At 66.8% G+C, this 22,085-nt stretch carries 17 protein-coding genes; 9 read left to right on the forward strand and 8 right to left on the reverse strand.

Annotated elements, in window-relative coordinates; translation table 11 throughout:
• Window positions 1–32 precede the first annotated feature (32 nt).
• Window positions 33–2,189, forward strand: a complete 2,157-nt coding sequence (dcp, locus tag EKL94_RS09605) for a peptidyl-dipeptidase Dcp (protein ID WP_126928912.1) — start codon at window positions 33–35, stop codon at window positions 2,187–2,189.
• A gap of 393 nt (window positions 2,190–2,582) precedes the next feature.
• On the opposite strand, the gene EKL94_RS09615 is transcribed toward dcp, so the two are convergent.
• Both EKL94_RS09615 and EKL94_RS09620 read right to left on the reverse strand, forming a co-directional pair.
• Window positions 2,583–3,029: a 3-dehydroquinate dehydratase gene (locus EKL94_RS09615; RefSeq protein WP_004153636.1), complete on the reverse strand. Its 447-nt coding sequence runs from the start codon at window positions 3,027–3,029 to the stop codon at window positions 2,583–2,585.
• Window positions 3,030–3,032: 3 nt separating this feature from the next.
• The gene (locus tag EKL94_RS09620) at window positions 3,033–3,434 is read right to left on the reverse strand and encodes a hypothetical protein (protein WP_126928913.1); all 402 of its coding nucleotides are present in this window, start codon (window positions 3,432–3,434) and stop codon (window positions 3,033–3,035) included.
• A gap of 304 nt (window positions 3,435–3,738) precedes the next feature.
• Between EKL94_RS09620 and lepB the strand changes: the two genes are divergently transcribed.
• Both lepB and EKL94_RS09630 read left to right on the forward strand, forming a co-directional pair.
• Window positions 3,739–4,365 carry a signal peptidase I gene (gene lepB, locus EKL94_RS09625; RefSeq protein WP_126928914.1) on the forward strand — a complete coding sequence of 209 codons (627 nt, stop codon included), beginning with the start codon at window positions 3,739–3,741 and terminating at the stop codon, window positions 4,363–4,365.
• A 124-nt stretch (window positions 4,366–4,489) separates the two neighbouring features.
• Window positions 4,490–5,746: an MFS transporter gene (locus tag EKL94_RS09630; RefSeq protein ID WP_126928915.1), complete on the forward strand. Its 1,257-nt coding sequence runs from the start codon at window positions 4,490–4,492 to the stop codon at window positions 5,744–5,746.
• A gap of 117 nt (window positions 5,747–5,863) precedes the next feature.
• On the opposite strand, the gene EKL94_RS09635 is transcribed toward EKL94_RS09630, so the two are convergent.
• Entirely contained in the window at window positions 5,864–6,772 is a 909-nt protein-coding gene (locus EKL94_RS09635; protein WP_126928916.1) for a LysR family transcriptional regulator, read from the reverse strand.
• On the opposite strand from EKL94_RS09635, the gene EKL94_RS09640 reads away from it, so the two are divergent.
• The gene (locus tag EKL94_RS09640; protein WP_126928917.1) at window positions 6,765–7,160 is read left to right on the forward strand and encodes an immunity protein TriTu family protein; all 396 of its coding nucleotides are present in this window, start codon (window positions 6,765–6,767) and stop codon (window positions 7,158–7,160) included. The two genes, EKL94_RS09635 and EKL94_RS09640, sit on opposite strands and share 8 nt — an antisense overlap.
• A 334-nt stretch (window positions 7,161–7,494) precedes the next feature.
• Here the strand turns inward: EKL94_RS09640 and EKL94_RS09645 are convergent, their stop codons facing one another.
• Complete coding sequence (locus EKL94_RS09645; RefSeq protein WP_046427979.1) at window positions 7,495–8,463, reverse strand: LysR family transcriptional regulator; 969 nt, start codon at window positions 8,461–8,463, stop codon at window positions 7,495–7,497.
• A 110-nt stretch (window positions 8,464–8,573) separates the two neighbouring features.
• Between EKL94_RS09645 and aceB the strand changes: the two genes are divergently transcribed.
• The 4 genes from aceB (at window position 8,574) to EKL94_RS09665 (ending at window position 15,522) form a co-directional block, all read left to right on the forward strand.
• A complete protein-coding gene (gene aceB / locus EKL94_RS09650) occupies window positions 8,574–10,211 on the forward strand; it encodes a malate synthase A (protein ID WP_126928918.1) in 1,638 nt (545 codons plus the stop codon).
• Between the two features lie 65 nt (window positions 10,212–10,276).
• A complete protein-coding gene (aceA, locus tag EKL94_RS09655; RefSeq protein WP_069118153.1) occupies window positions 10,277–11,578 on the forward strand; it encodes an isocitrate lyase in 1,302 nt (433 codons plus the stop codon).
• A 418-nt stretch (window positions 11,579–11,996) separates the two neighbouring features.
• Window positions 11,997–13,037, forward strand: coding sequence for a GGDEF domain-containing protein (locus EKL94_RS09660; RefSeq protein ID WP_126928919.1), 1,041 nt, complete (start codon window positions 11,997–11,999; stop codon window positions 13,035–13,037).
• Between the two features lie 16 nt (window positions 13,038–13,053).
• Window positions 13,054–15,522 carry a putative peptide modification system cyclase gene (locus EKL94_RS09665; protein ID WP_126928920.1) on the forward strand — a complete coding sequence of 823 codons (2,469 nt, stop codon included), beginning with the start codon at window positions 13,054–13,056 and terminating at the stop codon, window positions 15,520–15,522.
• 10 nt (window positions 15,523–15,532) lie between these two features.
• On the opposite strand, the gene EKL94_RS09670 is transcribed toward EKL94_RS09665, so the two are convergent.
• Window positions 15,533–15,817, reverse strand: a complete 285-nt coding sequence (locus tag EKL94_RS09670) for an NHLP-related RiPP peptide (protein WP_126928921.1) — start codon at window positions 15,815–15,817, stop codon at window positions 15,533–15,535.
• 126 nt (window positions 15,818–15,943) lie between these two features.
• On the opposite strand from EKL94_RS09670, the gene EKL94_RS09675 reads away from it, so the two are divergent.
• Window positions 15,944–17,101, forward strand: coding sequence for a putative peptide maturation dehydrogenase (locus tag EKL94_RS09675; RefSeq protein WP_126928922.1), 1,158 nt, complete (start codon window positions 15,944–15,946; stop codon window positions 17,099–17,101).
• Window positions 17,102–17,140: 39 nt separating this feature from the next.
• On the opposite strand, the gene EKL94_RS09680 is transcribed toward EKL94_RS09675, so the two are convergent.
• From EKL94_RS09680 to EKL94_RS09690, 3 genes are read right to left on the reverse strand one after another with little or no spacing between them, the layout of a single operon-like run.
• Window positions 17,141–19,123, reverse strand: a complete 1,983-nt coding sequence (locus EKL94_RS09680; protein WP_126928923.1) for an acetyl-CoA carboxylase biotin carboxylase subunit — start codon at window positions 19,121–19,123, stop codon at window positions 17,141–17,143.
• Between the two features lie 26 nt (window positions 19,124–19,149).
• Window positions 19,150–20,760 (reverse strand): carboxyl transferase domain-containing protein, encoded by a 1,611-nt coding sequence (locus EKL94_RS09685; protein ID WP_126928924.1) that lies wholly within the window; start codon window positions 20,758–20,760, stop codon window positions 19,150–19,152.
• Window positions 20,761–20,770: 10 nt separating this feature from the next.
• Window positions 20,771–21,934 carry an isovaleryl-CoA dehydrogenase gene (locus tag EKL94_RS09690; RefSeq protein ID WP_126928925.1) on the reverse strand — a complete coding sequence of 388 codons (1,164 nt, stop codon included), beginning with the start codon at window positions 21,932–21,934 and terminating at the stop codon, window positions 20,771–20,773.
• Window positions 21,935–22,085 lie beyond the last annotated feature (151 nt).

Below are 22,085 nucleotides of genomic sequence, written 5' to 3' on the forward strand. Positions count from 1 at the left end.
ATCCCGTACCGTCTGCCCAAGGAGTGTTTTACATGTCGCGTACCGTAGTCCTGGCCGCCGCCATCAGCCTGGCGCTGGCGGCCTGTTCCGGCAAGGAGTCCACCCCCGTGTCCGATGCCCAGAAAGCCCCGGCCCAGCAGCCGGCCGAAGCCTCCACCAATCCGCTGCTGAGCGCCAGCACGCTGCCGTTCCAGGCGCCGCAGTTCGACAAGATCAAGGACAGCGACTACCTGCCGGCGTTCGAGGAAGGCATGCGCCAGCACCTGGCCGACGTGCGCAAGATCGCCGACAGCAGCGAACCGGCCACCTTCGACAACACCATCGTGGCGATGGAGCGCAGCGGCGAGACCCTGAACCGCGTGTCGCGCATCTTCTTCGGCCTGGTCCAGGCCGATACCAACGATGCACGCCAGAAGATCCAGGAAGAAGTGGCGCCGAAGCTGGCCGCGCACCAGGACGAGATCAATCTCGATCCGAAGCTGTTCGCGCGCGTGAAGTCGCTGTACGACCAGCGTGACACGCTGGAACTGGACCCGGTGCAGAAGCGCCTGGTCGAGCATTACTACGACGGCCTGGTGCGCGCCGGCGCGCAGCTGTCCGACGCCGACAAGGCGAGCCTGCGCAAGCTCAACGTGGAAGAAACCACCCTTTCCACCCAGTTCCATACCCGCCTGGTGGCCGCCACTGCCGCTGCGGCCGTCGTTGTCGACGACAAGGCCAAGCTGGCCGGCCTGGACGACAACGCGATCAACAACGCCGCCGATGCCGCCAAGGAGCGCAAGCTGGATGGCAAGTTCCTGCTGCCGCTGCAGAACACCACCCAGCAGCCGGTGCTCGGTTCGCTGAGTGACCGCGACCAGCGCGCCGCCGTGCTGAAGGCCTCGGAAACCCGCGCCGAGCGCGGCGATGCCAACGACACCCGGCAGACCGTGCAGCGCCTGGCCCAGCTGCGCGCTCAGAAGGCCAAGCTGCTCGGCTTCGACACCTTTGCCGACTACCAGCTGGGCGACCAGATGGCCAAGACCCCGGCCGCCGCGCTCAAGCTGCTGACCGACACCGTGCCGGCCGCCACTGCCAAGGCGCGCGCCGAAGCCGGCGAGATCCAGAAGGTGATCGACGCGCAGAAGGGTGGTTTCCAGGTCGCTGCCTCGGACTGGGACTTCTACGCCGAGCAGGTGCGCAAGGCCAAGTACGATCTGGACGAATCGCAGATCAAGCCGTACTTCGAACTGGACAACGTGCTGCAGAACGGCGTCTTCTACGCCGCCACCCAGCTGTACGGCATCACCTTCAAGCCGCGCACCGACATTCCGACCTACAACCCGGACATGAAGGTGTACGAAGTGTTCGACAAGGACGGCACCTCGCTGGCGCTGTTCTACACCGACTACTTCAAGCGTGACAGCAAGTCCGGTGGCGCCTGGATGGACGTGTTCGTCGAACAGGATGGCCTGACCGGTGCCAAGCCGGTGGTCTACAACGTCTGCAACTTCACCAAGCCGGCCGCCGGTCAGCCTGCGCTGATCAGCTTCGACGACGTCACCACCATGTTCCATGAGTTCGGCCATGCGCTGCACGGCATGTTCTCGAACGTGAAGTACCCGTCGATCGCCGGCACCGCCACCTCGCGTGATTTCGTCGAGTTCCCGTCGCAGTTCAACGAGCACTGGGCACTGGATCCGAAGGTGTTCGCCAACTACGCCAAGCACTACAAGACCGGCGAAGCGATGCCGCAGGAGCTGGTCGACAAGATCCTCAAGGCACGCAGCTTCAACCAGGGTTATGCGACCACCGAATACCTGTCGGCCGCACTGCTCGACCTGGCCTGGCACACGCAGAAGGCCGATGCGCCGCTGCAGGATGTCGGCGCCTTTGAAGCCAGCGCGCTGAAGAAGTTCAAGGTCGACCTGCCGCAGGTGCCGCCGCGTTACCGCACCACCTACTTCGACCACATCTGGGGTGGCGGTTACTCGGCCGGCTACTACGCCTACTTCTGGGCGGAAGTGCTGGACCATGATGCCTACCAGTGGTTCACCGAACACGGTGGCCTGACCGCGGCCAACGGCCAGGAGTTCCGCGACAAGATCCTCTCGCGCGGCAACAGCGTGGAACTGTCGACCCTGTACCGCGACTTCCGCGGCAAGGACCCGTCGGTGGAACCGCTGCTGAAGTTCCGCGGGCTGAAGTAAGCGCGACCTGAAGTACGAAAGAAATAGCGGCGGGGGAAACCCCGCCGTTTTTCGTTGTATCGATGCCATCGACAGATTCCGCAGTTTGCCGCTCATCCACGCATGGCGTGGATCCATGTATCGACCAAGGTCGACACCCACCAAAAGCAGGCCATGCCATTCCGACAGTTCGCGGAGATCTGTCGAAGGCGGGGTGGGTCCGGTTGCGGGGGTGTCCGCGGCATGGATGCCGCGGCCAAGCTTACAGGGACGTACTTGCAGCGTCCCCCGCAACCGGACCCACCCCGCCATCCCCCAGGAAACCGGCTTTGGCTGTTGCTGTCGCTGTTGAGGTTGCTGTTGAGGTTGCCGGCCAGCGGCCGGCACTACCGGGTGCCGGGCACTGCCCGGCCATCACGTCCCCACATGCACCCGGTTCGCCTGCTCGGCCAACCCGAGGTGGTCCAGCGCGATGTCCAGCGCCAGCACATAGCTCTGTGCGCCATACCCGGCGGCGATGCCCAGGCGCTGGCCAACACCGGCCGGCAGGCACGGCTCAGCCACCGCGCCATCGTCATGCACTTCCACGTACGCGTTGTGCAGGTACGGCAGCAGCCGCTGCAGGCGCAGGCTGTTGGCACACGCACCCGGGTCAAGCAGCGTCACCTCGCCACGGCTGTGATCGGCCACGCGCAGCGCATCCAGCAGTTCCTGTTCCGAACCGCAGGCACGGATCGCCACGCTGGTGCCGGCATCAATCGCACGATGCACCAGCGACTTCAGTACCGGCGCCGGCAGCGGCATCGCCGTGCGGATCAAGGCGCCGGCCGCTTCCGGGCCGCGGATGATGAAGATCGACATGGCTCAGCCCTCCTGCGCCAGGCGGCGGCCAACGATGGCCAGCGACAACGGGTAGCCGGCCTGCTGGCTGCGCTGGTCCACCACCACCGCGGCGGGGCCATGCTGCAGGCGCAGGCGTGCCTCCAGGCCGGGCTCGCTGGGTGCCTGCAGTTCGATGTACTGCGCCGGCAGTCGTTCCAACGCCGCCTGCAGTGCACCGCCCTCGGCCTGCCATTGCGCATCGTCGGCCACGCCGACATCCAGCAGTACCCAGTCGGCCGAACGTGCCTGCGGCTGGCACAGGCACTGGCGGACTTCGGACAGGCTGGCGCAGTCGCTGCACAGCACGCGATGGCCGGCCAGCTGCGCCGGCAGCTGCGGGTGCGGCGCCGACGGAGACGCGTGGCGGATCACCAGGAGGGTCATACAACACCTTGCGGAATGCGCTCTGTGGCGCGGTGGGCACACGATGCGCGTGCTGCCCGTAAAGGTGCGATGCCCGCGGCCGGGCCAGGGCGTAAAACCTGCGTAACCCGTTTTGTAGAGCCGAGCCCATGCTCGGCTGCCGTTCCGTAGAGTCGAGCTTGCTCGACTGCTCTGCGCCTCAGTCGAGCAAGCTCGACGCTACAAGAGCAAGCCGAGCATGGGCTCGGCTCTACAGGTTCCAGGCGCGGGAACCTCCTGCGCCTGCATGTGGTCTGATACAGCTACCACTCACCCGGAGCCTGCCATGGATGCTGTTGCCCGCCCTCCCTTTTCCGAACGCGCGCTGGCCTGGCTGAAGAAGGAGGCGCTGCCGTTGCTGGTGATGCTCGGCCTGCTCGCCGCCGCCCGCGATACCCTGGCCAACCACTACGTGGTGCCCAGCGGCTCGATGCAGCCGACCCTGCAGCCCGGCGACCGGGTGGTGGTGGACATGCGTGCCTACGGCCTGCGCCTGCCATTCACCAGCAAGGAACTGATGTCCACCGGCACGCCGCAGCGCGGCGAAGTGGCGGTATTCGATTCGCCGGCCGACGGCACCCGCCTGATCAAGCGGGTGGCCGCAGTGGCCGGTGACCATGTGCAGCTGCACGAAGGGCACCTGAGCATCAACGGCCAGCCGCTGCAGACCGCCGACCTGCAGGACGTGGAAGCCTTCGGTGAACGCCGTGCCAGCCTCGATCTGGACATGGGCGGCGGCCCGGACATCGCAGACCTGGTCGTGCCCGACGGCAAGGTGCTGGTGCTGGGTGACCACCGTGGCAACAGCTTCGATGGCCGCTTCTTCGGCTTCGTCGACGCCGACAAGGTCTACGGCCGCGCCGTGGCGGTGTACTACCGCCGGGGCGCCGGCTTCGAATGGCAGCGCCTGTAAGCTGAATTGATACTTCCTGTGTATCAATCCTGACCTATCGGGTTATGGATCGACTGGATGGACGGGCCTAGTCTGAGGCCCGTTCCCTCCCACGCCCGGCCGTCCCCACCGGCCCTTCGATTCCATGACTGGCGAAACCACGGTGGCCGTCGAGCGCCGCCCCCACACCGTCGACTGCGACGCTGAGACCCGCATCCAGCAGGGCACGCCGGCCTTCCGCCGCACCGCGCTGGCGCTGTTCCTGGCCGGCTTCTCCACCTTCGGCCTGCTGTACACGGTGCAGCCGCTGCTGCCCGAATTCAGCCGCCACTTCGGCGTGTCCGCCGCCGGCAGCGCGATGTCGCTGTCGCTGACCACCGGCACGCTGGCGGTGGCCATGCTGCTGGCCGGCCTGCTGTCCGACGCGGTCGGCCGCCGCCCGTTGATGATTGCTGCGCTGCTGGCCTCGGCCATGCTGTCGCTGAGCACGGCGCTGGTGGACGACTGGACCACGCTGCTGGTGCTGCGCACCCTGCTCGGCCTGGCGCTGAGTGGCGTGCCGGCAGTGGCGATGACCTACCTGGTCGAGGAAATGGACAGCCGCGCGCTGGGCCTGGCGATGGGCCTGTACATCGGCGGCAACGCCATCGGTGGCATGAGCGGGCGCCTGCTGGCCGGCATCATCGCCGATCACTGGGGTTGGCGCTGGGGCATCGGCGTGGTCTCGATCATTGCGGTGGCCAGCACCGTGCTGCTGTGGCTGCAGCTGCCGCCGTCGCGCCATTTCCATCCCCGCCGTGACGGCCTGCGCCAGCTGCCGTCACGCTGGCGCATGCTGTTCGCCGACCCGGGCCTGCCGTGGCTGTTTGCCACCTCGTTCGTGCTGATGGGCGTGTTCGTCACCCTCTACAACTACCTGGGCTACCACCTGCTGGCGCCACCGTACCACCTCAGCCAGACCGTGGTCGGCCTGATCTTCAGCGTCTACTTGGTGGGCACCTTCAGTTCGGCGTGGATGGGCCAGCAGGCGACGCGTTACGGACGCGGTCGCATCCTGTCGATCTCGTTCGCGCTGATGGGCGCCGGCATCGCGTTGCTGGCGATGCCCTGGCTGAGCACGATGGCACTGGGCATCGCGCTGGTGACCTTCGGCTTCTTCGGCGGTCATTCGGTGGCCAGCAGCTGGGTCGGCAGCCGTGCCGGCACGATGCGCGCGGAAGCGTCGGCGCTGTACCTGTTTGCCTACTACCTCGGTTCCAGTGTGCTGGGCGGGGTCGGCGGCCTGGCCTATGCGGCCTGGGACTGGCTGGGTGTGTGCCTGTTCGCCGCCGTGCTGACCCTGATCGGTGGTGGCATCGTCTGGGCGCTGCAGCAGCGCGCGCCGCAGCCGGTCACGGCGTGACCCGACGCGCGTTCCGCACGGGCACGGCGTTGCTCTGGTAGATGCCGACCTTGGTCGGCGCTCTGGCAGGGCGGCCAACCAAGGTTGGCGTCTACCAAAGCTGCCTGGTCGGGCGCATTACCCGCCCGCGAACGCCTCACGCAGCAGCCCGGCGAAATTGCGGATCAGCGGCGTCACCCCCTCGCGGCGCCACGCCAGCTGCACTTCCGAATGCGCACCGGCATCGGCCAGCGCCACGAAGCGCGCGCCCTCCACCCGGATGTGATCGCACGACGACGGCAGGATCGCCGCACCCAGGCCCGCTGCGGCCAGACTGATCAACGTCGACGCCTCACCGGCTTCCTGCACGATGCGCGGGGTGAAGCCCGCCGCCGCGCACAGCGCGATCATGTGGTCGTGGATGCCGGCACCGGCACTGCGCCGGAACGCCACGAACGGTTCCTGCGCGAAGTCGCGCAGCGACAGCGTTCCTTGTTTCGACAGTTTGCGCAGGGCAGGGTGGTCGGCATGCACGATCAACGCCAGCGGATCGACGAACAGGCTGTGCGCCACCAGTTCCGGCGGCAATGCACGCTTGCGGATGATGCCCACGTCCAGGCTGCCATCGAGCAGCGCATCGATCTGCTGCAGGGTGTTCATCTCGCTCAGCTGCAGTCGCACCTGCGGATACTGCTGGCGGTAGCGCAGGATCGAACGCGGAATCTGCGGTGACAACGGCGTGGCGCGGGTCAGGCCGATACGCAGCTCACCCTGCTCACCGCGCTGCGCGCGCTGCACCTCGTCCACCGCTGCTTCCACCTGCTGCACGATGGCGCGTGCACGTTCCAGCAGCAGCTCGCCCGCTGGCGTCAGCTGCACACGACGATGGCTGCGCACGAACAGGCGCGCCCCGATCAGTTCCTCCAGCTGGCGGATCTGCTGGCTGAGCGGCGGCTGCGACATGCCCAACCGCTCCGCCGCCTGGCCGAAGTGCAGCGTATCGGCGACAGCGAGGAAGTAACGCAGGTGGCGGAGTTCGATGGACATGCAGCAGCGGCAGATGACGCGCCCGGTCGGCCTGCCTATCTTACGGTCAGGAATCCACCGTGGCCGGAACCCCATGCCCTTCGATCCGCCAATCCATCGCGAATGGTTGAACACCTTCCTGGCCTGGGCTGCACCCCATGGCATCGCCACGCGCTGTCCCCCCACCGCCAACCCGGCTGGCAGGCTCGACATCGACACCGCGCAGGTCATCGCCCGCATCACCTACTGGAGTTCCGGCGAATGCGATGCCGAGATTCTTGATGTTGAATCAGAGCAGCGGATCTACCAGTGCAGCTGGACCAACCTGCAGCCCGGACATTTCGACACCGCGTTCGCGCAATGGCTCGCCCTCGTGCACGGCCCCACGGGGCAATCGCCCCCGCCGTGAGCTGCACGTAGGGTCAGAGCCCGTTGCAAGGCAACGGGATCCGAGTCGCGGATCCAACAGTTCGATCATTTGTACGTCATCCACGCATGGCGTGGACCGATCGTGTCGACCAAGGTCGACACCTACCAATAGCAGCAGTCTGTCGAAGGCGGGGTGGGTCCGGTTGCGGGGGCGTGAGCCGCATGGATGCGGCGACCGAGCTTACAGGGACGTACTTGCAGCGTCCCCCGCAACCGGACCCACCCCGCCATCTCACGGAAGCCCGGCTTTTGACGTTGCAGTTGCCGTTGACGTTGATTCGGCAGGTGCAGGGCGCAGCCCTGCCGAACACCCCTTACCGCTCGGAATGCCCGCTCTGATCGTAATCGCGCGGGCTGAACAACTCCGGCTGGATCAGCTCGATGAACGCCCGCGCCTGCGCCGACAGCGCCTTGCCCCGGCGCACGATCACCCCGTAACTGCGCTCCGGGAACCAGCGCTTCATCGACCGCGCCGCCAGCCGCTCGCGGTCGGCCTCGTTCAGGCACAGCGCCGGCACGATGGAAATGCCCATGCCCATCGCCACGTACTGCTTGATCACTTCCCAGCCGCCCACTTCCAGCGCCACGGTGTAGGCGATGCGGTGGCGCTGGAACACCTGGTCCACCAGCCGATAGGTGATCTGCCGCTTCGGTGGCAGCACCAGCGGATAGCGCGCGATATCCGCCAGCTCCAGCTCGCCACCGCTGGCCAGCGGATGGTCGTGCGGCGCGATCAGTACCTGCTCGAAGCGGTAGGCTGGCGCATAGGTCAGGTCGGCCGGCACATCGGTCATCGAGCCAATCGCCAGGTCGGCGGCGTCCTCGCGCAGCAGGTCGGTGCCATCGGCGCTGATCGCGTTGTGCAGGGTCAGGCGCACGTCCGGGTGATGCAGGCGGAAGCGTTCGACGATCTTCGGCAGCAGGTACAGGATGGTCGAACTGTTGGCGGCGATGTTCAGCTCGCCCGCGTCCAGGCCACGCACCTTGTCGCGGAAGCGCGCCTCCAGCCCGTCCAGGTTCTCCACCAGCGGCTGTGCCATCTCGTACAGCAGCTGGCCCTCGCGGCTGGGCACCAGGCGGCGCCCGCTGCGCTCGAACAGCGGCACCCCCAGCTCCCGTTCCAGCGCCTGCAGCTGCAGGCTGATGGCCGGCTGGCTGACGAAAAGTGCCTCAGCCGCCCGTGAGACCGAACCCAGGCGCACGGTCTGACAGAACGCGCGCAGCGGCTTCAGCCGGTCGGATTTGTAGGAAAAACGCGGACTTGGCGGGGTGCGTGTACTCATCGTGTCACGAGTATTAGCACAACTTATGTAGAACATTGCAAAAACTGTTTTGCCAAATACTCAGGCCCAGCGGCACCGTGGAGTTGTTCCCCCACCGCTGGAGTCGCCCCATGTCCGCCGTCGCTTCCGCTGTTCCCACCCCCGCCGCCAAGGCTACCCCCGGTATCGCTCTGGCGACCCGCGTGGCTGGCCAGGACCCCCTGCTGCCGGCGCCGCTGCTGGCTCTGCTGGTGTCGCTGCACCGCGCGGTGGAACCGGGCCGGCAGGCACGGCTGCAGGCCCGTCGCGAGCGCCAGGCGTTCTTCGACCAGGGCGGCCTGCCGGACTTCCGCGAAGACACCACCGCGATCCGCAGCGGCGACTGGCGCGTTGCGCCGCTGCCGGCCGCGCTGCAGGACCGCCGCGTCGAGATCACCGGCCCGACCGACCCGAAGATGGTCATCAACGCGCTGAACTCCGGCGCCAAGGTGTTCATGGCCGACTTCGAGGATTCGACCTCGCCGACCTGGCGCAACCTGCTGGCCGGCCAGCAGTCGCTGGCCGCCGCGGTGCGTGGCGACCTCGAGTACACCGCGCTGGCATCCAACGGGAAGGCCGGCAAGCACTACACCCTGCGCCCGTTCGACGAGCAGGCGGTGCTGATCGTGCGCCCGCGCGGCTGGCACCTGGACGAGAAGCACGTGCGCATTGATGGCCAGTTCATTGCCGGCGGCCTGTTCGATGCGGCGGTGTTCGCCTTCCACAACGCGCGCACCCTGCAGGCGAAGGACCGCGGCCCGTACTTCTACCTGCCCAAGCTGCAGAGCATGGAAGAGGCGGCGTTGTGGGAGACCGCGCTGTCGCACATCGAGGGCATGCTCGGCCTGCCGCACGGCCAGATCAAGGTGACCGTGCTGATCGAAACGCTGCCGGCAGTGTTCGAGATGGACGAGATCCTGCACGCGCTGCGTGACCGCATCGTCGGCCTGAACTGCGGGCGCTGGGATTACATCTTCTCGTACCTGAAGACCTTCCGCCGCCACGCCGACCGCGTGCTGCCCGAGCGCGGCCAGGTGACCATGACCCAGCCGTTCCTGAAGGCCTATTCGGAGCTGCTGATCCAGACCTGCCACCGCCGCGGTGCGCATGCGATGGGCGGCATGGCCGCGCAGATTCCGATCAACAACGATGCCGCCGCCAACGAACAGGCGATGGCCCGCGTGCGCGCCGACAAGCTGCGCGAAGTCACCGCCGGCCATGACGGCACCTGGGTCGCGCACCCGGCGCTGATTCCGGTGGCGATGGCGATCTTCGACGAGCACATGCCCGGTGCCAACCAGCACAGTGTGCTGCGCCAGGATGTGCGCGTCGGCCGCGATGAACTGATCGCTCGGCCGCCGGGCACCATCACCCGCGCCGGCTTTGAGGGCAACGTGGAGGTCTGCGTGCGCTATCTGGCGGCCTGGCTGGATGGCAACGGCTGCGTGCCGATCCACCACCTGATGGAGGATGCGGCCACCGCCGAGATCAGCCGCAGCCAGCTGTGGCAGTGGCTGCATACGCCGGGCCAGCAGCTGGACGATGGCACCGCGATCGACCTTGCCCTGCTCGATGCCACGCTGACGCAACTGCCGGCACGGCTGGGCGATACCGCCGCGCTGCCCGGTGGCGCACGCATCGGCGAGGCCATCTCCCTGCTCGGCGAACTGAGCCGCAGCGACGAACTGACCGATTTCCTGACCCTGCCGGCCTACGCGCGCATCGATTGACCGACTGCCCGCAAACCCGCCGTTTCCCCTCCCCGCTGCACGCACGAACCGAACTGGAGAAAGACATGAGCAAGCTGCCCACTGCCGAACAGATCCAGCACGACTGGGATACCAACCCGCGTTGGGAAGGCATCCAGCGCAACTACAGCGCCGCCGACGTGGTGCGCCTGCGCGGCACCGTCCACATCGAGCACTCGCTGGCCCGCCTGGGTGCAGAGAAGCTGTGGGCGTCGCTGCATGAGCGCGAGTTCGTCAACGCGCTGGGTGCACTGACTGGCAACCAGGCCATGCAACAGGTCAAGGCCGGCCTGAAGGCGATCTACCTGTCCGGTTGGCAGGTGGCGGCCGACGCCAACCTGGCTGGCCAGATGTATCCGGACCAGTCGCTGTACCCGGCCGATTCGGTGCCGGCGGTGGTCAAGCGCATCAACAACACGCTGCTGCGCGCCGATCAGCTGCACCATGCCGAAGGCAAGGACGACATCGACTTCCTGCAGCCGATCGTGGCCGATGCAGAAGCCGGTTTCGGCGGCGTGCTCAACGCCTTCGAACTGATGAAGGCGATGATCGAGGCCGGCGCCGCCGGCGTGCATTTCGAAGACCAGCTGGCGTCGGTGAAGAAGTGCGGCCACATGGGCGGCAAGGTGCTGGTGCCGACCCGCGAGGCGATCGAGAAGCTCAACGCCGCGCGCCTGGCCGCCGATGTGCTGGGCGTGCCGACCCTGCTGGTGGCGCGTACCGATGCCGAAGCCGCAGATCTGCTGACCAGCGACATCGACGGCAACGACAAGCCGTTCGCCACCGGCGAGCGCACCGTCGAGGGCTTCTACAAGACGCGCAATGGCCTGGACCAGGCGATCAGCCGTGGCCTGGCCTATGCACCCTACGCCGACCTGGTGTGGTGCGAGACCGGCAAGCCGGACCTGGAGTTCGCGCGGAAGTTCGCCGAGGCGATCCATGCGAAGTTCCCCGGCAAGCTGCTGGCCTACAACTGCTCGCCCAGCTTCAACTGGAAGAAGAACCTGGACGACGCCACCATCGCCAGGTTCCAGCGCGAACTGGGCAGCTACGGCTACAAGTTCCAGTTCATCACCCTGGCCGGTTTCCACGCGCTGAACTACGGCATGTTCAATCTGGCCCACGGCTACGCACGCCGCCAGATGAGCGCGTTCGTGGAACTGCAGGAAGCCGAGTTCGAAGCGGCCGAGCGCGGCTTCACTGCGGTCAAGCACCAGCGTGAGGTCGGTACCGGTTACTTCGACGCGGTGACCCAGGCGATCCAGCAGGGCCAGTCGTCGACCACCGCGCTGACCGGCTCGACCGAGGAAGAACAGTTCCATGGCGGGCGCAGCGAACGCGCTGCGTGATGCGGTAGTGCCGGCCGCTGGCCGGCACCCACGTGATCCTTCGGGCACCACGGGGAAGCCGGCCAGCGGCCGGCTCTACCGGGGTCGCGAATCCGATCAGGGTGGCCAGGGAAGGGCCAGACAACGCCGGCCGGTCGGGGGACCTGCCGGCGTTGTTGTATCGATGCAAGGGTGCAGCGCGGAGCCAGCGTCAATCAGGCGCACCCCGGGTCCCGGGAACTTGGCCGAAACCCTGTGAAACCCGGCATCGGATTGATCCAGCAGGGGTTTTGCCCGGACATCCGTGACCAGAACGGGCCACCACCGATCTTCACATCAATCAAGATCGGCAGAAGGCTCAAAATGAGATAGGGCGCACACTTTAAAGCGGTGCTATGCTCCGCGGCTCACCAGGGGACGCTGGCGGCGGGTGCAGGGAATGACCGGCAGGGGTGCGGCCGAGAACAGTGATGTGACGACAGGTATCGCCCGGGTGGCGATGGCCGAGATCGTGCACGCGCTGCTTTCCGCTGCCGAGGTTGCATTGTTCGCCAGATTTGCCCGTCCATGCAAGCTTCATGCCGGACAGTGGTTGTTCCAGCGTGGCCATCGCGGCGAACGGATGTATGTGATCCTCCAGGGCCAGATCGAACTGGACTTCGGCGAGGACCTGGTGATCAAGACGCTCGGCCAGCATGAGTTCTTCGGTGAGCTTGGCCTGCTGGTCGGCGATCACCTGCGCAGCGCCAGTGCACGCGCGCTGGCCGACTGTGAAGTACTGGAGCTGGGCCCGGCCGACTTCCATCGCCTGGTGGAATCCGATCCCGGCCTGGTCGCCTACTTCCTGCGCCGCACGATCATGCGCGTGCTGACCAACGAACAGGCCCTGATCAGCCAGCTGCGCCGGCGCAACCACGATCTGGAAACCGCGCTGGACAATCTGTACATCACCACCCATCAGCTGACCCACACCCGTGAGCTGGTGCGTACCGATGAACTGACAGGGCTGCACAACCGCCGTGGCCTGACCCTGTACCTGCAGGAGTGCCGCGCCGATGGTGACGGGTTGCCGCAGGCCCTGCTGCTGATCGACTGCGACCGCTTCAAGCAGATCAATGATCGTCACGGCCACCAGGCCGGCGACCGTGTGCTGCAGAGCATGGGCAACATCCTGCGCTCGATGGCCGGTGAGCAGGACCTGGCTTGCCGCCTCGGCGGTGACGAGTTCTGCCTGATCCTGCGCCGTGGCAACCATGAGATCGTGCAGCACGCGGCCGAGTTCATCCTCAGCGCGGTGCATGGCCTGCTCGAACGCAGTCATGGCACGCCGCATGTCAGCCTGGTCAGCATCGGTGCCAGCCTGCTGGCGCCGGAGGCTGGCTGGAGCGAGTGGTACGCCTGCGCGGATCGTGCGCTGTACCAGGCCAAGCGCGATGGCGGCAACTGCCTGCGCTGGGTGGATGCAGCGGATACACCTTGATCGGGAGAGTCGGGCGATGAATGGCGACAACGGAACGTCGACGCCGCACAACCAGCAACTGCGCGCGCTGTTGTTCACGGATCTGTGCGACTCCCTGCTGCTGGTTGAACGTATTGGCGATGTCGCCGCCGCCGAACTGTTCCAGGAACACGACCGACTGGTGCTGGCGCTGCAGCAGCGCTGGCACGGCCAGTTGATCGACCGTTCCGATGGATTGTTCATGCTGTTCGAGCGCCCGATTGATGCGCTCGGGTTCGCCTTGGATTACCAGCGCGGCCTGCAGCCGCTGGGGCAGTCGCGTGATCTCCGGCTGCAGGCGCGGGCCGGGTTGCACGTGGGTGAGGTCATTCTGTGGAACAACAGCGCGGAGTCCGTTGCGCTGGGGTCCAAGGCCGTAGAGGTGGAGGGTCTGGCCAAGCCGATGGCTGCGCGACTCATGCAGCTGGCACGACCGGGCCAACTGCTGTTGTCGGCAGCGGCCGAATCGCTGGTCCGGCGTGCAGCCTCCCAGCTTGGCGAGCCGGCCGACCGGTTGTACTGGAAGTCATTCGGCCGCTGGCGCTTCCGTGGTGTGGCGCAGCCGATGGAGGTGATCGGCGTCTCGGCGGTCGGCAAGGCAGCGCTGCGACGGCCGCGTGCGAGTGACAAGGCCAGGCCGGATGTCCCGTTCTGGCGTCGCCCGATGGCGATGGCGGCGCAGGTAACGCTGGTGGCAGCCTGCGCAATGGGCTTGTGGTTGCTGACTCGTCCACAACCGGCCATCGCCTTTGCCGAACGCGACTGGGTGGTGATTGCGGAGGCGCGCAACCTGACTGGCGATCCTCTGCTGAGCGAGTCGATCAACCAGGCGTTCCGCATCAGCCTGGAGCAGTCGCGGTATGTGAACGTGCTGAGTGACCTGAAGGTGCGCGACACCATGCAGCGCATGCTGATCAGGCCTGGGGCCGGGCTGGACCGGGGGGTTGCCAGCGAGGTGGCCCAGCGTGATGGTGCACGCGCGGTGCTGGCGCCTTCGGTCCTGGAGGTGCATGGCCGCCTGCGGGTGGCGGTCGATGTGATTGATCCGGCGACTGCGGCCACCGTCTACACCGTGCATGTCGATGGCAAAGGCCTGGGCTCACTTCTGGCATCCACCGATCAAGTGGTGGGGCGTCTGCGTGAGCGTCTTGGCGAAGGCGGTATGGAGATTGATCGACATTCAATGAATCTGCCGCAGGTGGCGACGTCCAGCCTGGACGCGCTGCGTGCCTACGCCGCAGGCATCAGGGCGCTGGACCGGCGCCAGACCGATGAGGCGCTGGGCTTTCTCGCGCAGGCGGTGAAGGTCGACCCGGAATTTGCGATGGCCCATGTGGCAATCATGCGCATCCACTGGATGCGCGGTGAAAGCCGCATGGCACTGGATGCCCATGCGCGTGCGCAGGCATTGCGGGCGCGACTGACGCCGCGCGATGCACTGTACCTGGACGGATGGGCAGGGCAGGCCAGCGATCTGCCGGAGGCTGACATCGCCCGACGCTGGAAGCTGTTGACCGACCTGTATCCCGACTACCACGGTGGGTATGTCAATCGGGCGCTGGCGTTGTCCGGAATGGGACGCTACGCCGAAGCGGTGACCGTGGTGCAGCCGGCGCGGGTTCCGCAGGCGTGGGCCCGCAGCCACACGCTGGATTTTTCAGGGCGGTTGAAGCTGGCTGCGGGCAACACCAACGGTGCGGTTGCGGATTTCCGCATGGCCGGTGATGTCGGAGGCTGGAGAACCAGCGCCAACCTGGCTACGGCGATGGCCGTACTCGGAGACTGGAGCGCTGCACGTGCCCAGTTGGCGGGCGTGACGGCCGATGATTTCGGCGCCCGCATGCAGCAGGCAGCGGTGCTGGTCGATCTCGGTGAGCTGGACAAGGCCGAAGAGGTTGCCCGATCACTGCAGGCGCAGTGCAATGAGCCGGCCCTTTGCCGGCTGGCGTCGGCCTGGCGCGCCAGCATTGCCGGCATGGCAGGAAAGCGGTCGGATCCCGCAGCGAGCCGCAAGCGGATTGGAGAGGCGTTGGCCGACCTGCGCCAGCAGCCCAGCGGCAATCTGCACACCCGGCAATTCATGGTTCTGGGCCTGATTCGCCTGGCTCAGCGCGAAGGCGTGGACGTGACGCCCCAGCTGCGCTTGGCGCGTCGCGCGATCGACCTCAGGAGCGACCCACGCTCGCGCCAGTTGCTGGACATCATCGAAGCCACCCGCGAATTGCATGCCGGGCAGGCGGTCGCGGCCGTCGAGCGGCTGCTGCCGTGGGCCGACGGCACGGAGTTGTACCAGTTGCACGTGGCGCTGCGCGATGCAAGGCATGCCTCGGGAGATTCCGCGGCGGCCGCTGCAGAAGCAGGCTGGCTGGCCGCGCATCGCGGTCGTGCCTATGCCGAGGATTCCGGCAATTACATCCTGCAGGCGCTCAATGTCCGTGACAGCCGCGCACGGCTGGGCGCGGACTGACGGCGCAGCATCAGCTGTCGGCGCCGGCTTCGAAGAAGTGCGGCAGGACGAAGGCGCCACAGGACTGCAGGTGCTGGTTCAGAGCCTCGGCAGTAGCGGCAAAGGCTTCCTTGCTGGCCAGCGCGTTCACTGGAGCGCACATCGAGCCATCGGCATTGGGAGCAATGCCCAGACCCTGCAGCGCAAGGCTGGGAGAAGCGGCGAAGGCACTGCGGAAGCCGTCATCGCTCTGCAGCAGCGACAGTACCTGGGCGGCTTGTGCAGCCGTAAGCAGGGTCTTGTCGGAAGTACTCATGGTGATCGCGCTGGCCGTTGCAGGTAGGGTTCTCTTGTTTCGGCCTGTTGCAGGGAAAGTTTAGCCTCAGCGCGCCCTGGGGCGATGCATGGCATCCTGCGCGTCCCGCTCCACACCGATGCCTCCATGCAGATCAGACGTTGCTCCATCGTGATGTTCGAGCCCCGTGCGGAAGTGGCGCTGGACCTTGACCTGCTGCTCAAGGGAGAGGCCGGCCTGGGCACCACGATGCAGTGGTACGCGCTGGCCGCGCACCTTGATGCGCCGCTCAGGGTGGAGGCTGGCGACGTGGCGCTGTTGGGCCGTATCGTGCCCGACGCCTGGGTCGACGCGGCGCACAGCAACATTGGCGAAGCCGATCTCGACCGGTTGCTGCACAGTGGTCTGCTGATCAGTGACGACGCGGCCCACGCTGGGCACCGCCAGCGAGACCAGCGTGTACGTGATGCCAGCTGGTGGCCGCTGTCGGCGCTGGCCCATCGGCTGGGGCGCTGGAGCGGTATCGACAGCGCGCAGCAGATGCGCGAAGAGAAACTTGTCACGGCGCAGGATCTGCGACGTAGATTCGGCCCTCCACCACCAGCCGTGATGCCCCCTGCCACCGAGCCGCTGGTACTGCCCCTGCCAGAAGACGAGCCGCGTGACCTGCTCCTTGCGAGGCGCGCGACCTGCCGCAACTTCGATACCGCACGATCATTGCCGTTGCGCATGCTCGCCCAGATGTTCAAGCGGACGGTGAAGGCGCACGCCGTGGTGGAGCCCGGCGAAGACATGGCCTTTCTGAAGAAGCATGTTCCTTCCGGTGGAGGCCTGCATCCGCTGGAAACCTATGTCATCGCCGTGGACGTCGATGGCCTTGCCGCAGGTGTCTATCACTATCACGCGCTGGAACACACCCTGCGACCGCTGCCGGTGGATGGCACCGGTCTTCGCGGCAGCGTGCTGACGCTGCTGGCTGGACAGGACTGGTTCGCGGCTGCGCCACTGCACATCATCCAGGTTGCGCGGTTCCCGCGAAGCTTCTGGAAGTATCGCAACCATCCCAAGGCCTATCGGGCAGTGCTGCTGGATGCAGGCCACCTGTCACAACAGTGGATGTTGTCTGCCACCGAACTTGGGCTGGCGGCCTACGTCACCGCTGCCATCAATGAAGTGGATATCGAAGCCCTGCTGGGCCTGGATGGCATCGACGCCAGTCCGGTAATGATGTGTGGATTGGGGTGGCGGGCAGCGGACCAGACCACCAGCGAGTTTGATCCATTGCAGCGGGTCTGGCCGGGTTGAGGCGTGGCGCGCCGTTGCCAGCGCGCCACTGTCATTTCATCAGGCCGCGTCGAAGTCCACCAGCACCGCGCCATCACCCACCTGGTCGCCGGCCTTGGCGCGGTAGCCCTTCACCGTGCCGTCGGCCGGTGCCTGCAACGTGTGCTCCATCTTCATCGCTTCCAGCACCACCAGCGGCATGCCACGCTTGACCTCGGTGCCGGCCGCGACCAGCGTCGCGACGATCTTGCCCGGCATCGGCGCCAGCAGGCTGCCGGCATCGGCCACGGCGTGGTCCGATTCGCCCACCGGATCATGCAGGGTGAAGCGGTGCTGGCCATCGGCGCCGAACAGATACAGCTGGTCGCCGTCGCGCAGCAGCTGCAGTGACCAGCGGCGCTCGTCCAGCTGCACGGTCAGATGCTGCGCATCGGCCGTGCCGATTAGCTGCACCGGTGCGGCGTCATCGCGCTGCACGCGCCAGCCATCGGCCTGCGCCCACACTTTCAGCGTGTGTGTGCGTTCGCCCTGCTGCAGCGGCAGCACGCGTGGTGCCGAGGCGCCGAGGCGCCAGCCGTCCTGGACCTGCCACGGCGAATGCGGGTCGCGCGCGTCGATGCTGGCACCGGCAGTGCTTGCAACAGCGGCCACGGCGGCCAGCTGCCACAGGGCATCATCGGTATCGCCCACTGCACTCAATGCCGCCTGTTCGCGTTCGATCAGCGCGGTATCCAGCTTGGCGTGCGCGAACGAATCGGTGTTCACCAGCCGACGCAGGAAGCCGGCATTGGTGGTCACGCCCACCACCTGGCAGTCCGCCAGTGCCTGGCTCATGCGGCGCAGTGCGGCGTCGCGGTCCACGTCCCAGACGATCAGCTTGGCAATCATCGGATCGTAGTACGGGGTGATGCTGTCGCCTTCCTCCACGCCGGTATCCACGCGCACATGGGCCGACGGGGTCGGCAGGCGCAGGCGGCGCAGGGTGCCGGTGGACGGCAGGAAGCCCCGGTCGGCATCTTCGGCGTACAGGCGCGCTTCGATGGCGTGGCCGTGGATGGCCAGCTGCTCCTGGCGCAGTGGCAGCGGCTGGCCCGAGGCTACGCGCAGCTGCCACTCCACCAGGTCGGTGCCGGTGATGTACTCGGTCACCGGGTGCTCGACCTGCAGGCGGGTGTTCATTTCCATGAAGTAGAAATCGCCGTCCGGCCCGGCGATGAACTCCACCGTGCCGGCACCGACGTAGCCCACCGCACGCGCTGCATCCACAGCGGCCTGGCCCATCGCGGCGCGGCGCTCGGCACTCATGCCCGGGGCGGGTGCTTCTTCCAGCACCTTCTGGTGGCGGCGCTGCACCGAGCAGTCGCGCTCGAACAGGTAGACCGCCTCACCGTGGCGGTCGCCGAATACCTGGATCTCGATATGGCGCGGGCGCTCGACGTACTTCTCGACCAGCACGTGGTCATTGCCGAATGCCGAGGCTGCCTCGCGCTGGCAGCTGGCCAGCGCATCGACGAAGTCCTCGCTGCGCTCGACCTTGCGCATGCCCTTGCCACCGCCACCGGCGCTGGCCTTGATCAGCACCGGGTAGCCGATGCCATCGGCCTGCGTGCGCAGGAAGTCCGGCGCCTGCTGGTCGCCGTGGTAGCCCGGCGTCAGGGGTACGCCGGCCTTGGCCATCAGCGCCTTGGCCGCGCTCTTGTCGCCCATCGCGCGGATGGCGCTGGCCGGCGGCCCGATGAAGGTGATGCCGGCCGCAGCGCAGGCATCGGCGAAGTCGGCATTCTCGGACAGGAAGCCGTAACCGGGGTGGATCGCCTGCGCGCCGGTCAGGCGTGCGGCGTCGAGCAGGGCATCGCCGCGCAGGTAGCTCTCACGTGCAGCGGCCGGACCAATGTGGATGGCTTCGTCGGCCAGCCGCACGTGGCGTGCGTTGCGGTCGGCATCGGAATACACCGCCACGGTGGCGATGCCGAGGCGGCGGCAGGTGGTGATGACGCGGCAGGCGATTTCGCCGCGGTTGGCGATCAGGACTTTGGTGAACATGGCAACAGGCTCGGTCATGGCACGGGTTACATGCGGAACACGCCGAAGCGCGTCTGCTGCGGGGCGGCGTTGAGGCTGGCCGACAGCGCCAGGGCCAGCACCCGGCGGGTATCGGCCGGATCGATCACGCCGTCATCCCACAGGCGCGCGCTGGCGTAGTACGGGTGGCCCTGCTGCTCGAACTGGTCGCGGATCGGTGCCTTGAACGCATCTTCCTCCGCTGCCGGCCACTGGCCGCCCTTGGCTTCGATGCCATCGCGCTTGACCGTGGCCAGCACGCTGGCGGCCTGCTCGCCGCCCATCACGCCGATGCGCGCGTTCGGCCACATCCACAGGAAGTTCGGCGAGTACGCGCGGCCGCACATGCCGTAGTTGCCGGCACCGAACGAGCCGCCGATCACCACGGTGAACTTGGGTACCTTGGCGCAGGCCACCGCCATCACCAGCTTGGCACCGTCCTTGGCGATGCCGCCCTGTTCGTACTTGCGGCCGACCATGAAGCCGGTGATGTTCTGCAGGAACACCAGCGGGATGTTGCGCTGGGTGCACAGCTCGATGAAGTGCGCACCCTTCAGCGCCGACTCCGAGAACAGGATGCCGTTGTTGGCGATGATGCCGATCGGGTAGCCGTTCAGATGGGCAAAGCCGGTCACCAGCGTTGCGCCGTAGCGCGGCTTGAACTCATCGAAACGCGAACCGTCCACCAGCCGCGCGATCACTTCGCGCACGTCGTAGGGCTTGCGCGTATCGGCCGGGATCACCCCGTACAGTTCGTGTGCCGGCAGCAGCGGCTCTTCCGTTGCCTGCACCGCCATCGCCGGTTCCGGCTTGCGCCAGTTGAGCTGGGCGATGATCGCGCGCACCCGCGCCAGTGCCTGCAGATCGTTGTCGGCCATGTGGTCGGCCACGCCGGAGATGCGCGTGTGCACATCGGCGCCGCCCAGTTCCTCGGCGGTGACCACTTCACCGGTGGCCGCCTTCACCAGCGGTGGGCCGCCCAGGAAAATGGTGCCTTGTTCGCGCACGATCACCGTCTCATCGCTCATCGCCGGCACATAAGCGCCACCGGCGGTGCAGCTGCCCATCACGCAGGCGATCTGTGGGATGCCCTGCGCCGAGAGGTTGGCCTGGTTGTAGAAGATGCGGCCGAAATGGTCGCGGTCGGGGAAGACTTCGTCCTGCAGCGGCAGGAACGCGCCACCGGAATCGACCAGGTAGATGCACGGCAGGTGGTTCTGCTCGGCGATCTCCTGCGCGCGCAGGTGCTTCTTCACCGTCATCGGGTAGTAGGTACCGCCCTTGACCGTGGCATCGTTGGCCACGATCACGCATTCCACGCCGCTCACCCGGCCGATGCCGGCCACCACGCCCGCGGCGGGCACGGCGTCTTCGTACATGCCGTGCGCGGCCAGCGGCGCGATTTCCAGGAAAGCGCTGCCGGGGTCGAGCAGGGCGTCGATGCGGTCACGCACCAGCAGCTTGCCGCGTGCGGTGTGCTTGGCGCGTGCGGCTTCGCTGCCACCCAGCGCGGTGCGCGCCAGGGTGGCATGCAGGTCGTCAACCACGGCCTGCATGGCCGCGCGGTTGCTTTCAAAGGTTTCGCTGCCCGGTTGCAGCTGGCTGTTCAGGACGGTCATCGCGGTGGCCTTACAGGGTGCGCTGGAACAGTTCGCGGCCGATCAGCATGCGGCGGATCTCCGAAGTGCCGGCGCCGATTTCATACAGCTTGGCGTCGCGCCACAAACGGCCGGTCGGGTACTCGTTGATGTAGCCGTTGCCGCCCAGGATCTGGATCGCCTGGCCGGTCAGCCAGGTGGCCTTCTCGGCGGCGTACAGGATGGCACCGGCGGCGTCCTGGCGGGTGGTGCGGCCCTGGTCGCAGGCACGCGCCACGGCATAGACATACGCGCGGCAGGCGCCCAGGCCCACGTACATGTCGGCGATCTTGCCCTGGATCAGCTGGAAGCTGCCGATCGCTTCACCGAACTGGTGGCGCTCGTGCACGTAGGGCATCACCACGTCCATGGCCGCGGCCATCAGGCCCAGCGGACCACCGGACAGCACCACGCGCTCGTAGTCCAGGCCGGACATCAGCACGCGCACGCCGCCACCGATCTGGCCCAGCACGTTTTCTTCCGGTACTTCGCAGTCCTGGAACACCAGCTCGCAGGTGGGCGAGGAACGCATGCCCAGCTTGTCCAGCTTCTGCGCGGTGGAAAAGCCCTTCATGCCCTTCTCGACCAGGAACGCGGTGATGCCCTTGGCGCCGGCCTCCATGTCGGTCTTGGCATAGACGACCAGCACGTCGGCGTCCGGGCCGTTGGTGATCCACATCTTGTTGCCGTTGAGCACGTAGCGGTCACCGCGCTTGTCGGCGCGCAGCTTCATCGACACCACGTCCGAGCCCGCACCCGGCTCGCTCATCGCCAGCGCGCCGATCAGGCTGCCGTTGCACAGGCCGGGCAGGAAGCGCTGCTTCTGTTCTTCGTTGCCGTTCTTGCGCAGCTGGTTCACGCACAGGTTGGAGTGCGCGCCGTAGGACAGGCCGATGCCGCCGGAAGCACGCGAGATCTCTTCCATCGCCACCACGTGGGCCAGGTAGCCCATGCCGGTGCCGCCGTATTCTTCTTCCACGGTGAGGCCGAGCAGGCCCTGTTCGCCCAGCTTCGGCCACAGGGCCAGCGGGAACTGATTGGTGGCATCGGCCTCGGCGGCCAGCGGTGCGACCTCGGCGGCGGCAAAATGGGCCACGCTCTGGCGCAGCAGGTCGATGTCTTCGCCAAGGTCGAAGTTCAGGGATGGCACGTGCATTGTGGTGGCTCCACGGCGGGATGGCAGGAAATGGACGCACCCGGCGGGGGAGCGGGCGGCGGTCTGCTGGACCGCTGCCCGCACGGGCGATTGGACCCCAGCGTAGCGGGGTTCGGGTAAGAAGTGAATACAAATTCAAAAATTGAAACTA

It is taken from the genome of Stenotrophomonas maltophilia, from assembly GCF_003970865.1.
GTDB lineage: Bacteria > Pseudomonadota > Gammaproteobacteria > Xanthomonadales > Xanthomonadaceae > Stenotrophomonas > Stenotrophomonas maltophilia_AR.